Genomic DNA, 11667 nt, shown 5'->3' with positions numbered 1-11667 from the left:
CATAGTCAAGGCACAGCATTGCGGACCTAGTGGCCAACAAATTAGTCTTGACTAATTCATTAGCGTATACTAATCTAACTTCTATGATCGAAGCCGCCCCAAATCCCGTCACCACAGTGATGCGCGCCCTTGCCGATCCAACCCGGCGCGCCGTGTTCGAGCGCGTCTTCGAGAGCAAGGAGATCAGCGTCGCCGAGCTCACGCGCGGCAGCGGCGTGACGCAAGGCGCGATCTCGCAACATTTGAAGTCCCTCAAGCAGGCCGGCCTCGTCGCCGAGCGTGCCGAGGGCCGCAACGTCTATTACCGTGCCGCGCCGCAAGGCCTCGAACCGCTGGTCTCCTGGATGGACCATTACGGCGTGTTCTGGCGCGAGCGCTTCCAGAACCTGCGTGACCTCTTGAAGGAGATCGACCCGTGAGTGCTGTTGAATTGAAAGCCGAGACAAAAGACATCGTCCTCGACGAGGTGCTCCCTCACGCGCCGGAGACGATCTGGAAGGCGCTGACCAGCGCCCAGCTGATCGCGCGCTGGCTGATGCCGCCGAGCGGTTTCGAGCCTGTCGAAGGCAACACCTTCACCTATCAGACTACGCCGGGCGGCGCCTGGGATGGCGTCATCCATTGCCGCGTCCTCGAAGTCATGCCGAACCGGCGCCTCGTCTACGCGTGGAAGGGCGGCGATGAGCGCAACACCGGCTACGGCGCGCCGCTCGACACTATCGTGACGTGGTCCCTCACCCCGGTGGAGGCCGGCACGCGGATCCGTCTGGTTCATGCGGGCTTCGTCATACCCAGGAACGAATCCGCCTACACGGGCATGAGCGGCGGCTGGAAGAAGGTCGTCCGCCAGCTCGACGAGATCAGCGGCGAAGATAAGTAAGGAGTTGTCGCAATGACCAATCCGTTTACCGGCGGCTGCGCCTGCGGCGCGATCCGCTATTCGATCGCTAGTGAGCCCCTGTTCAGCAATCACTGCCAATGCCGGGACTGCCAGCGCGAAAGCGGCAGCGGCCACGGCTCCTACGTAACCTTCGCACGCGCCGGCGTCACGCTTACCGGCGAGGCGAAGCATTGGGACATGGTCGCCAACAGCGGCAACGTGAAGACGCGCGGTTTCTGCACGCAGTGCGGCGTGCCTGTGTACATGACCTTCGCGACACAGCCCGACGTCTTTACGATCCGCGCCGCTAGCCTCGACGAGCCTGCCCGCTACAAGCCGCAGGCGGTCACTTTCGCCGCGCGCGGACATGACTGGGATCGTCTTGACCCGGACCTGCCGAAATTCGCGGGCATGCCGCCGGGATAAGGCATCGCAAAAGGAAGCGCGCGCAAGACCGCGCGCGTTCACGTCAACTATGAAACTTCAGCCCATCAACGATCTTGTCGATCACCTTGCGCTCGGCGCGCACCGCGAGTCCGACGAGGTTGAGGTCAGGGCGCGCCACCGCCCTTACCGCCTCGCGGTTGGCAGCATCGTGCGTAGTCTTGAACATGTCCTGGGTGTAGACCGCCGGCTTGACGCTACGCGTCAGTGCCCGATCGAGCGCGCGCGTCAATGCGGGACCGTCGGCGCCATAGATCAGGATGGGCTGGCCGATCAGAGCGTGATATCTCGTGCCCGACGCGTCCTCATAGGGCTCGCCAATGCATTCCGGAAAGGCTGCGGCGATGCCGCTGGTGAGGAAGGCCGCGACGTTGAGCTTCTGCCAGACTTGAAGATCGGTGCGAATCACGATGGCGATCTTGGTATCGAACTGCATGCAACTCCCCGACTGTCATTCCGGATTCGATGCTACGCACCATCGGAATGACCGCAACAGGAATCAACCCTTAGCGTCGCAGGCCCATGCGCGGATCACGCATTCCTTGCCGCCGTATTTGTAGCATTCGCGCGTCGCGGCATTGAGCGTGGCCGAGATCTTCGGCTTGACGGCATAGCCATAGGCGCCGCAGGGATTGGACAGATCGACCGACATCGCGGCGCAGGCGCGCTTCATCGTCACGGTCGTGCAATCGCCCTTGCACTGCTTCTGCGCCGCGGCACGCGCTTCGCGCTCGGCGCCGTAATCAAAGGCCTGGCCATAGGCGCCACACTTGCCGACCGCAAATGCACCGGCGGCGTGCGCATCCGTGATATGGCGAGCGCCCGCGACGCAGACCGACAGCACAAAGAAAAACATCGCGCAACGGCGCGCGACGACGTTCGAAGCCATGGAAAAACCCCTCCCCCCAAGGCAGGTGGAGTGGACTGTAAGCGCCGGTCGTTTCCAGATGGTGAACGGGACGTTGAAATCGGCAGGCTGGGAGGCGCTTCGTAGGGTGGATTAGCGAAGCGTAATCCACCAACTTCGTTCCGCGACCGGTGAAGCGTGGTGGGTTACGCTTCGCTAACCCACCCTACAAGAGCTATCTCCGCCGTGCCGCTTCCAACGCCTGCGGCGTGTCGATGTCGAGAAAGGCGCTCTCGCCATCCACCGGCACTTCGGCGACTGCCTCGGTGTGCTTGGCGATCAGATGGCGCGCGCCGACATCGCCGTCGAGCGTCATCAACTCCTTGAAGAAGCGGCGCGACCACAGCACGGGATTGCCGCGGCGGCCCTCGCTGACGGGCACGACGATGAGATTACCGCGGTCCGGTGCGAACGCGTCGATGAGACGATCGATCAGACCGGCATCGATCAGCGGCATGTCGCCGAGGCAGACCACAGCGCCGTCGGACGTCTCGGGGACGGCCGCGATCCCGGCCTTGACCGAGCTTGCGATGCCGCCGGCAAAATCCGGATTTTTGACGAAACGCACCTTCAGGCCTTGCAAGGCTTGCTCGATCAGCTCGGTCTGATGGCCGGTGACGACGATCACCTCGGACGCCTTGGAGGCCAGCGCCTGCTCGGTCGCGATTCGCACCAGCTTCTTGCCGTCGAGCTCAGCTAGAAGCTTGTTCGGCCCACCCATCCGGGTCGAGCGGCCCGCCGCGAGCACGATGACCGCGACCTGGTTGTTGCCCTCGATCTCCGGTTTTGCGCGCGGCTGCGGGCGTGTAACGATCTCCATCAGGAGACCGCCGACGCCCATGCCCATCAGCTCGGAACGCGTCACCTTGATGCCGGCCAGGAGCCGCATCAGCACCCAGTCAAAGCCGTTCTCGACCGGCGAGCGCGCACAGCCGGGCGCACCCAGCACAGGCACAGTGCCGGCCCGGGCAATCAGCAGCAGATTGCCGGGATCGACCGGCATGCCGAAATGCTCGATCTCGCCGCCGATTCCGGTCACCGCCGCAGGGATCACGTCGCGGCGATCAGCGATCGCGGATGCCCCGAACACGATGACGAGCTCGGCGCCAAGACCCAGCAATTCCTTGATCGCAACCGACAGCGCCTGCTCCTCATGCGGGACCCGCCGCTCGGCGATGATGCCGGCCCCGGCCGGCGCCAGCCGCTCGGCGGTGACGCGCAACGTCTTGTCGATCACCTTGGAGGACAGGCCGGGCAGCAGGGTCGAGACCACGCCGACACGCTTGATCGCGTAAGGCGCGATCTTCAGCACGTCGCGACCCGCGGCCTTCACCGCGGCATCACGCAACTTCCCTTCGACGCCGAACGGGATGATCTTGACGGTGCCAACCATCTCGCCCTCGACCACCGGCTTGAAGGCGGAGAGCGTGGCAAAGGTAATAGCCTCGTCGATATTGTTGATGCGGTCCACCGCGGCGCGATCGATCACCAGCACGCCCGGGCGCGCGGCGAACAGATTGGCGCGACCGGTGAAGGCACGCTCGACGTGAATGCCATCGCCACCAACGGCAAGCGCGATGCTGGCGGCAGCGATGTCCTCGGAGACATCGCCCTCCTCCATCCGCACCACCACGACGTCCTTGATGCCGGCGCGCTCCAGCGCCTCGACCTCGGCTGGGCCGATCGTCGTGCCCTTCTTCAGCACCAGCGGTCCCTGACGCAGGGTGTGGACGGTCACCCCGCCGATCGCATCCCTGGGGCTCGCCGGGCCGAATTTCATGCAGCTTCTTCTTTTTCTTTGGGCGGCAGGCGAAGCACCGCCGTGATCTCGGCCATGATCGACACCGCGATCTCGGATGGCGAGACCGCACCGATCGCAAGCCCGATCGGCGCGTGGATGCGCGCGATGTCAGCCTCCTTGGCGCCCTGCGCCCGCAGCCGGTCGCCGCGCTTGGCGTGCGTCTTCCGCGAGCCGAGCGCGCCGATATAGAAGCAGTTGCGCTCGAAGGCGTGCAGCAGCGCGGGGTCGTCGATCTTGGGATCGTGCGTTACCGCGACGAAAGCTGTATAGGCATCGACATTAAGCGACGGCAGCGCCGTGTCGGGCCATTCCGCAACCAGCGGAATGTCGGGGAAGCGCTCCGGGCTCGCAAAGGCCGTGCGCGGGTCGACTACGGTGACGTCGTAGCCGAGCGAGCGCGCCAGCGGCGCCAGGGCCTGGCTGATATGAACGGCGCCGACGATGACGAGCTTTGCGGTCGGCGCGTAGACGTTGAGGAAGAGCTTCTTGCCGCCGGCTTCGACACTGGCGCTTTTGCCCATGCGGAGCTGCTTGTCGAGCTCGGCGCGCAAAGGATCCTTACTGAAGTCGTCGGCCTTCACCAGGCGCTGCTCGCCGCTCTCGGTGTCGGTCACCAGGATCACCGGGCGGCGCGCGGCGCGCTCGGCATTGAGTTCGTGCAGGATTGCGAGCTTCACGGCTAGCCGACCTTCTCGACGAAGACGCGGATGGTGCCGCCGCAGGACAGCCCGACATTCCAGGCAGTCTCGTCGGCAACGCCAAACTCCAGCATCCTGGGCTTGCCGCTCTGGATCACATCCATGGCCTCGGTGACCACGGCGCCCTCGACGCAGCCGCCGGAGACGGACCCCAGGAACGTGCCCTCGTCGTTGATGACGAGGCTCGAGCCCGCCGGACGCGGTGCCGAGCCCCAGGTCTCCACTACGGTGGCCAACGCGACGCCACGGCCGGCCTTCTGCCAGTCCTCCGCCGCCTTCAGAATATCCTCGTCGCGATCGAGCATGGCTACCTCTCAGGCTGCGGAGCGGATCAGGCTGCGGTGATGCGGCGGCAGCGGCCGGGAGAGCGTGGTGATCAGCTCCTGGATCGAGCTCAAATTATGTACGGGGCGGAATTCGTCAACGTGCGGCAGCATCATTTTGATGCCCTGGGCCTTGGCCTCGAAGCCGCCAAACCGCAGCAGCGGGTTGAGCCAGATCAGCCGCCGGCAGGAGCGGTGCAGCCGGTCCATCTCGAAGGCGAGCTTGGAATCGGCCTCCCGCTCCAGCCCGTCGGAGATCAGCAGCACGATGGCGCCCTGGCTCAGCACGCGGCGCGCCCACAATTTGTTGAAATTGTGCAGGGAAGCCGAGATCCGGGTGCCGCCGGCCCAGTCCTCGACCGAGGCCGAGCAGCTCGCCAGCGCCTCGTCGGGGTCACGTTGGCGCAGCGCCCGGGTCACGTTGGTGAGGCGAGTGCCGAACAGGAACACCGAGACACGTTTGCGCGCGTCCCCTATGGCATGCAGGAAATGCAGGAACAGGCGGGTGTACTCGCTCATCGAACCCGAGATGTCGAGCAGCGCGACGATCGGCGCCGGTTTCTCGATCCGCCCGAGGCGATGGATGTCGATGATGTCGCCGCCGGTGCGCAACGAGGCGCGCAGCGTGCGGCGGAGATCAAGGCGCAGGCCGCGGGGATCGGGCAGGTGCCGGCGCGTCAAAAGCTCGGCCTGCGGCAATCGCATCCGCTCGACGGCGCGGAGCGCTTCGGTGATCTCTGCCGCGCTCATCTGCGCAAAATCCTTTTTCTGAAGGATTTCCTTGTCCGAGACAGACAGGCGCAAATCCTGCTCCTGGTGCTGCGGCGTCTCCGTCATGCGCGGTTGCGACATCGCCTCCTGCACACGGCGCGAGCCGGCCTGTGGCTTCTTCTTGGCTTGCTCCGGCAACGGCACCGAATCCAGCATGTGCTTCCACTCTTCCGAGGCGCGGAAGAACAGGTTGAAGGCCTGCTTGAAGATCAGCGCATGCTCGTGGCGCTTGACGAAGATCGCCTCCAGGGTGGTGAAGACGTCGACGCGTTTGCCGATGTCGATCACCTCAAGCGCGCTCATGGCATCGATGACCGCACCCGGCCCGACCGGCATGCCGGCCGAACGCAGCGCGCGGGCGAAGCCGACAATGTTGTCGGCGAATTGCTCGGTTTGCTCAGGCGCAAGGTGGTTGATGGCCATGGTTCATCCTCGCTCCGTCATTCCGGGGCGTCGCGAAGCAACGAACCCGGAATCCAGAGATTGTGGCGCGAGATTCTAAGGTGCGCAATTGCGCACCAGAGTTCGCGCTCACGCGCGCCCCGGAATGAGGCTAGTCGCTCGTCACGTCCTTCAGCACCTTCTGCAAGGTGTCGCCCTGCATCCGCGTGATGTCGTCCTGATACTTGAGCAGCGCGCCCAGCGTGTCGCCGACCACTTGCGGGGTCAGGGATCGGGCGTCGAGCTCCGACAGCGCGGTGGCCCAATCGATGGTCTCGGCGACGCCCGGCGACTTGTAGAAATCCTGATTGCGCAGCGCCTGGACGAAGCGCACGACCTGCTGCGACAATTTTGCGGAGATGCCCGGCACGCGCGACTTGACGATCGCGAGCTCGCGATCGGCGTCGGGATAATCGACCCAGTGATAGAGACAGCGCCGCTTCAGCGCGTCGTGGATCTCGCGGGTGCGATTGGAGGTGATAATGACGATCGGCGGGCTCGGCGCCTTCACGGTGCCGAATTCGGGGATCGTCACCTGGAAGTCGCTGAGGATTTCGAGCAGATACGCTTCGAACGCCTCGTCGGCGCGGTCGAGCTCGTCGATCAGCAGCACCGGCGGCCCGGCGACGTCGGGCTCGAGCGCCTGGAGCAGCGGTCGCTTGATCATGTAGCGATCGGCGAAAATGTCGGACGACAATTGATCGCGATCGGTGTCGCCGGCGGCTTCCGCCATCCGGATCGCGATCATCTGCGCGGCGCTATTCCACTCGTAGACTGCCGAAGAGACGTCGAGGCCTTCGTAACATTGCAGGCGGATCAGCTTCCGCCCAAGGGCCGCCGACAGCACTTTTGCGATCTCGGTCTTGCCGACGCCGGCCTCGCCTTCCAGAAACAGCGGCCGGCCCATGCGCAGCGACAGATAGGTCACCGTGGCCAGCGATCGCTCGGCGAGATAGCCGCGCGACGTCAGGAGTTCGAGCATCGAATCGACCGATGCCGGCAAGGCACCGGACGTGTTGGCCGCTGAGGTCATGAAAAAGCCAGTCTCGCTACGCCCTCACCGGGGACAAGTTTGGGCCGAGGCGTGAGGATCACTCACTCCTTGGCGTTGGCGGCATCGAGGGCACGCCGCGTCAGCACGCCGATGAGGTGCGCGCGGTATTCGGCGCTGCCATGGATGTCGCTGTTGAGGCCGTCCGCCGGCACCTCGATGCCGTCAAGCGCCTTCGCGGCGAAGCGCTTCTTCAGGGCTTCCTCCAACGCGGTGACACGGAACACGCCTTCGGAGCCGGCGCCGGTGACCGCGACCCGAACATCGGAGGGACGCCGCGTCACGAACACGCCGACCAGCGCGTAACGCGAGGCCTGGTTGCGGAACTTAATATAGGCCGCCTTCTTCGGCAGCGGGAACATTACCTTGGTGATGATCTCGTCGGCCTCGAGTGCCGTCGTGAACAGGCCCTGGAAGTACTCTTCTGCCTTGAGGCGCCGCTTGTTGGTGACGATGGTGGCGCCGAGCGCCAACACCGCAGCCGGATAGTCCGCGGTCGGATCGTTGTTGGCGAGCGAGCCGCCGATCGTGCCCTTGTGGCGCACGGCGGGATCGCCGATCTGGCCGGCAAGGTTCGCGAGCGCCGGGATCGCCTCGCCGACGATGGCGGAGCTTGCGACCTCGGCATGCCGGGCGGTGGCACCGATCACGAGCGCGCGGCCCTTCATCTCGATCGTGTTGAGCCCATCGATATGAGAGAGGTCGACCAGATGCGGCGGGCTGGCGAGGCGCTGCTTCATGACGGGAATCAGCGTGTGGCCGCCGGCGATCACCTTGGCGTCTTCGTTCTTCACCAGGAGGTTGGCGGCCTGCCGAACGGTCCCGGGGCGATGGTATTTGAAATCGTACATCTGAATGTCCTGATCGCAGAGTGCGCGCGCGGTTTACGCGAGATCGGATTTCGCCATCGCCTTGGCGCCGGCGGAGATCGAGGTGACGATGTTCTGGTAGCCGGTGCAGCGGCAGAGATTGCCTTCCAGCTCCTCGCGGATGGTGTGGTCGTCGAGCTCGTTGCCCTTGCGATGGACGATGTCGATCGCGGTCATGATCATGCCGGGCGTGCAGAAGCCGCACTGCAGGCCGTGGTGTTCGCGGAAGGCCTCCTGCATCGGATGCAGCGGCGCGCCGTCGGCGGCCAGCCCCTCGATCGTCTTGACCTCGTGGCCATCGGCCATCACCGCGAGCGTGGTGCAGGACTTCACGGCCTTGCCGTCCAGATGCACGACGCAGGCGCCGCACTGCGAGGTGTCGCAGCCAACATGGGTGCCGGTGAGCCGCAGATTCTCGCGCAGGAACTGCACCAGCAGGGTGCGGGGATCGACATTGGCCGTGACAGGATTGCCGTTCACGATGAGGGAGATTTTTGCCATAAGCACTCTCTATCAGCGCCCCGACGGGTCCCGTCGAAGCGGTTCTTATAATTATTCCAACCCATCATATGGGCCATTATGCCCCGGGGCAACATCACCGGGAATGCAAGGCGCCATGACAAAACGCGATATGCCGAAAGGCGCCATGCTTGAGGTATTGGCCTTCAGCCCTGTACCGCCTTGGCGAAGTTCGCGAAAAATTCGTCGGCCAGTTTCTTGGCGGCGCCGTTGATCAGGCGCTGACCGAGCTGCGCCAACTTGCCGCCGATCTGCGCCTCGACCTCGTAGGACAAAAGCGTGCCGCCGTCCTTCTCCGCAAGCTTGACCACGGCACCACCCTTGGCGAAGCCGGCCACCCCGCCCTCGCCTTCGCCGGAGATCTTGTAGCCGTTCGGCGGGTCGAGATCGGACAGCGTGACCTTGCCCTTGAAGCGCGCCGACACCGGGCCGACCTTCATTTTCGCGGTCGCACGAAAGCCGCCATCGTCGGTCTTCTCCAGCTCCTCGCAGCCGGGAATGCAGGCCTTCAGCACCTCGGCATCGTTGAGCTTGGCCCACACGGCCTCGCGCGGCGCCGCAAGCTGGACTTCGCCGTTCATCGTCATGGCCATTGGGTGCCTCCCGGGATATCGAACTCGGATCGCGCAACTATAATGCAGCTCAAGTACCGCAGCGAGGCGGCAAAAGCAAAGGGTGGCCCCCGGTCACGTGCAATGCATATTCGCAACTGCAAAAAGCTTGCGCCGGCGGCTTGGGATTGGCACAGGCGGGCCATGGTGGTTAGGTCGCACAACATGAGCACATCCCTCTCCCCCCTGCTCGCGCCGATGCTGTCGAGCGTGGCCATGCGCGCGGTCTGCGACGACCGGTCGACCCTCCAGAACATGCTCGATTTCGAGGCAGCGCTGGCCCGAGCCGAGGCGGCCACAAGTGTGATTCCCGCGTCCGCGGTGGGCCCGATCGAAGCCGCTTGCAAGGCCGATACCTTTGACATGGCCGCGCTGGCTGAGGCCGCCATGCGATCCGGCAATCTCGCGATCCCCCTGGTCAAGACGTTGACCGCCAATGTCGCCAGGACCGATGCAGAGGCCGCACGCTACGTGCATTGGGGCGCGACCAGCCAGGACGTCATCGACACCGCGACCATGCTCACGCTTCGCGCCGGCATCGTTGCGCTGGACGCCGATCTCGGCCGCGCCATTAAAGGCTTTGCCGCGCTGGCACGAGCCCACCGCAACACGGCAATGGTGGCGCGAACCTGGCTCCAGCACGCCCTGCCGATGCCGTTCGGGCTGAAGGCTGCCGAATACGCAGCAAGCCTTGCCCGCGCCCGCTGCCGCTTGAGGCGGCTCTCCCGCGAGGGCCTCGCACTGCAATTCGGCGGCGCGGCCGGCACGCTTGCAGCACTTGGCGACAAGGGCCTCGTGGTTTCCGAACGGCTGGCGCAGGAGCTGAACCTGCCGCTGCCCGAAGCGCCCTGGCACACCCATCGCGACCGCATCGCGGAAGCCGCATCAGCTTTCGCGATTCTCGCCGGCAGCTGCGGCAAGATCGCCCGCGACGTCTCACTGATGATGCAGACCGATGTCGGCGAAGCGTTCGAGCCTGCCGGCGAAGGCCGCGGCGGCTCCTCGACCATGCCGCACAAGCGCAACCCGGTGGCCGCCGCAAGCGCGCTCGGCTGCGCAACCATGGCGCCGCAGCTCGCCGCGACGATATTCGCTGCGCAGGTGCAGGACCATGAGCGCAGCGCTGGCCCCTGGCACGCGGAATGGCCGACGCTGCCGCAATTGATGCTGGTCACCTCCGGCGCGCTTGCCGCCATCGTCGACGTCGCGGAAGGACTGGACGTCGATGCGGCGCGCATGCGCAGCAATCTCGATGCGACGCACGGGCTGATCATGGCGGAAGCGGTCACCTTTGCGCTGGCCGAGACGATCGGCAAGAGCGATGCGCATCATCTGATCGAGGCCGCGAGCAAGCGCGCGGTCGCCGAGAAGAAGCATCTGCGCGAGGTGCTCGCAGCCGATTCGCAGGTCACTGCGCATCTTTCGCTGGAAAAAATTGCGGCGTTGTTCGAGCCGATGGCCTATCAAGGCGCTTCCCAAGCCCTGATCGACCGCCTGCTCGACAGCCTCGAACGCGAATAAAGCAGTCCTGAGCGCAAATAAAACGGAGACGCCCGCATGCCCATGATCGATGCCGACGGTTGCCTGATCAACGTCTCCGTCGAGGGCCGCGACGGCGGGCCGACGCTGATGCTCTCGAACTCGCTCGGCTGCACGCTGCAGATGTGGGAGCCGCAGATGAAGGCGCTGACGCAGATATTCCGCGTCATTCGCTACGACCGCCGCGGCCACGGCAAGTCCAACATTCCGCCCGGCCCCTATACGATGGAGCGCTTCGGCCGCGACGTGCTGGCCATCCTCGACGACCTCAATATCGAGAAAGTGCACTGGTGCGGCCTGTCGATGGGCGGCATGGTCGGGCAATGGCTGGGCGCGAACGCGCCGGAGCGCTTCGGCAAGCTCATCCTCGCCAACACCTCCTGCTACTATGCCGAGCCGACCAAATGGCTGGAGCGCATCGACGCCGTGAAGAAGGACGGCATCGCCGCCGTCGCCGATGCCGTTATTGCCGGCTGGCTCACCCAGGATTTCCGCGAGCGCGCACCCGACATCACCGCCAGGATGAAGGCGATGCTGCTGGCCTCGCCGGTCGAAGGCTATCTCGCCTGCTGCGAGGCGCTGTCGACGCTCGATCAACGCGCGCTGCTGCCGAAGATCAAGAGCCCGACGCTGGTGATCGCCGGCCGCCACGACATGGCGACGCCGATTTCGGCGGGCGAACTGATCCGCTCGAGCATTCCCGGCGCGAGCATGACCATCATCGACGCCGCCCACATTTCCAATGTCGAGCAGCCACACGCGTTCACCGACGCGGTCGTGGGCTTTTTGACGCAACGCTGATCGCGCCATCCT

Annotated in this window: 15 protein-coding genes; 5 read left to right on the top strand and 10 right to left on the bottom strand. The window is 64.9% G+C overall.

The genetic code is table 11. The features are described 5' to 3' along the window. Positions 1 to 83 precede the first annotated feature (83 nt). The 3 genes from ABIB66_RS12110 to ABIB66_RS12100 are packed head-to-tail and all read left to right on the top strand — an operon-like array spanning position 84 to position 1306. The gene (locus tag ABIB66_RS12110; protein WP_007611986.1) at positions 84 to 419 is read left to right on the top strand and encodes an ArsR/SmtB family transcription factor; all 336 of its coding nucleotides are present in this window, start codon (positions 84 to 86) and stop codon (positions 417 to 419) included. Further along, entirely contained in the window at positions 416 to 880 is a 465-nt protein-coding gene (locus tag ABIB66_RS12105; RefSeq protein WP_275170126.1) for an SRPBCC family protein, read from the top strand. Before ABIB66_RS12110 ends, ABIB66_RS12105 begins: the two co-directional genes overlap by 4 nt. A 12-nt stretch (positions 881 to 892) precedes the next feature. After that, positions 893 to 1306: a GFA family protein gene (locus tag ABIB66_RS12100; protein ID WP_275170125.1), complete on the top strand. Its 414-nt coding sequence runs from the start codon at positions 893 to 895 to the stop codon at positions 1304 to 1306. A 43-nt stretch (positions 1307 to 1349) separates the two neighbouring features. On the opposite strand, the gene ABIB66_RS12095 is transcribed toward ABIB66_RS12100, so the two are convergent. The 10 genes from ABIB66_RS12095 to ABIB66_RS12050 all read right to left on the bottom strand — a co-directional run bounded on the left by ABIB66_RS12095 (position 1350) and on the right by ABIB66_RS12050 (position 9297). Further along, on the bottom strand, positions 1350 to 1760 hold the full coding sequence (locus ABIB66_RS12095) for a DUF2000 family protein (protein WP_354208538.1): 411 nt from the start codon (positions 1758 to 1760) through the stop codon (positions 1350 to 1352). Between the two features lie 63 nt (positions 1761 to 1823). Next, positions 1824 to 2213 carry a DUF4189 domain-containing protein gene (locus ABIB66_RS12090; protein WP_354208537.1) on the bottom strand — a complete coding sequence of 130 codons (390 nt, stop codon included), beginning with the start codon at positions 2211 to 2213 and terminating at the stop codon, positions 1824 to 1826. Positions 2214 to 2406: 193 nt separating this feature from the next. Continuing rightward, complete coding sequence (locus ABIB66_RS12085) at positions 2407 to 4011, bottom strand: NTP transferase domain-containing protein (RefSeq protein WP_354254862.1); 1605 nt, start codon at positions 4009 to 4011, stop codon at positions 2407 to 2409. Then, the gene (locus ABIB66_RS12080) at positions 4008 to 4709 is read right to left on the bottom strand and encodes an XdhC family protein (protein WP_354208534.1); all 702 of its coding nucleotides are present in this window, start codon (positions 4707 to 4709) and stop codon (positions 4008 to 4010) included. Before ABIB66_RS12080 ends, ABIB66_RS12085 begins: the two co-directional genes overlap by 4 nt. 2 nt (positions 4710 to 4711) lie before the next feature. Beyond that, positions 4712 to 5035: an XdhC family protein gene (locus ABIB66_RS12075; RefSeq protein WP_007602422.1), complete on the bottom strand. Its 324-nt coding sequence runs from the start codon at positions 5033 to 5035 to the stop codon at positions 4712 to 4714. A gap of 9 nt (positions 5036 to 5044) precedes the next feature. Next, on the bottom strand, positions 5045 to 6247 hold the full coding sequence (locus ABIB66_RS12070) for a vWA domain-containing protein (RefSeq protein WP_354208533.1): 1203 nt from the start codon (positions 6245 to 6247) through the stop codon (positions 5045 to 5047). Between the two features lie 130 nt (positions 6248 to 6377). Continuing rightward, entirely contained in the window at positions 6378 to 7298 is a 921-nt protein-coding gene (locus tag ABIB66_RS12065) for an AAA family ATPase (protein ID WP_354208532.1), read from the bottom strand. A gap of 62 nt (positions 7299 to 7360) precedes the next feature. Beyond that, entirely contained in the window at positions 7361 to 8167 is an 807-nt protein-coding gene (locus ABIB66_RS12060) for an FAD binding domain-containing protein (RefSeq protein WP_354208531.1), read from the bottom strand. A gap of 33 nt (positions 8168 to 8200) precedes the next feature. After that, complete coding sequence (locus ABIB66_RS12055) at positions 8201 to 8686, bottom strand: (2Fe-2S)-binding protein (protein WP_007602418.1); 486 nt, start codon at positions 8684 to 8686, stop codon at positions 8201 to 8203. A gap of 164 nt (positions 8687 to 8850) precedes the next feature. Continuing rightward, a complete protein-coding gene (locus ABIB66_RS12050; protein WP_018455582.1) occupies positions 8851 to 9297 on the bottom strand; it encodes an SRPBCC family protein in 447 nt (148 codons plus the stop codon). Between the two features lie 183 nt (positions 9298 to 9480). Here ABIB66_RS12050 and ABIB66_RS12045 point away from each other — a divergent pair, with 183 nt between their 5' ends. Then, the gene (locus ABIB66_RS12045) at positions 9481 to 10836 is read left to right on the top strand and encodes a 3-carboxy-cis,cis-muconate cycloisomerase (protein ID WP_354208530.1); all 1356 of its coding nucleotides are present in this window, start codon (positions 9481 to 9483) and stop codon (positions 10834 to 10836) included. Positions 10837 to 10872: 36 nt separating this feature from the next. Continuing rightward, positions 10873 to 11655, top strand: coding sequence for a 3-oxoadipate enol-lactonase (gene pcaD / locus ABIB66_RS12040; protein ID WP_354208529.1), 783 nt, complete (start codon positions 10873 to 10875; stop codon positions 11653 to 11655). The last annotated feature ends 12 nt before the right edge of the window (positions 11656 to 11667 follow it).

The sequence above is a fragment of the Bradyrhizobium sp. F1.13.3 genome (genome assembly GCF_040548265.1).
In the GTDB taxonomy this organism is placed as follows: Bacteria; Pseudomonadota; Alphaproteobacteria; order Rhizobiales; family Xanthobacteraceae; genus Bradyrhizobium.
Note: the sequence above shows the minus strand (reverse complement) of the source record. Positions and strands in the feature narration are given on the sequence as shown.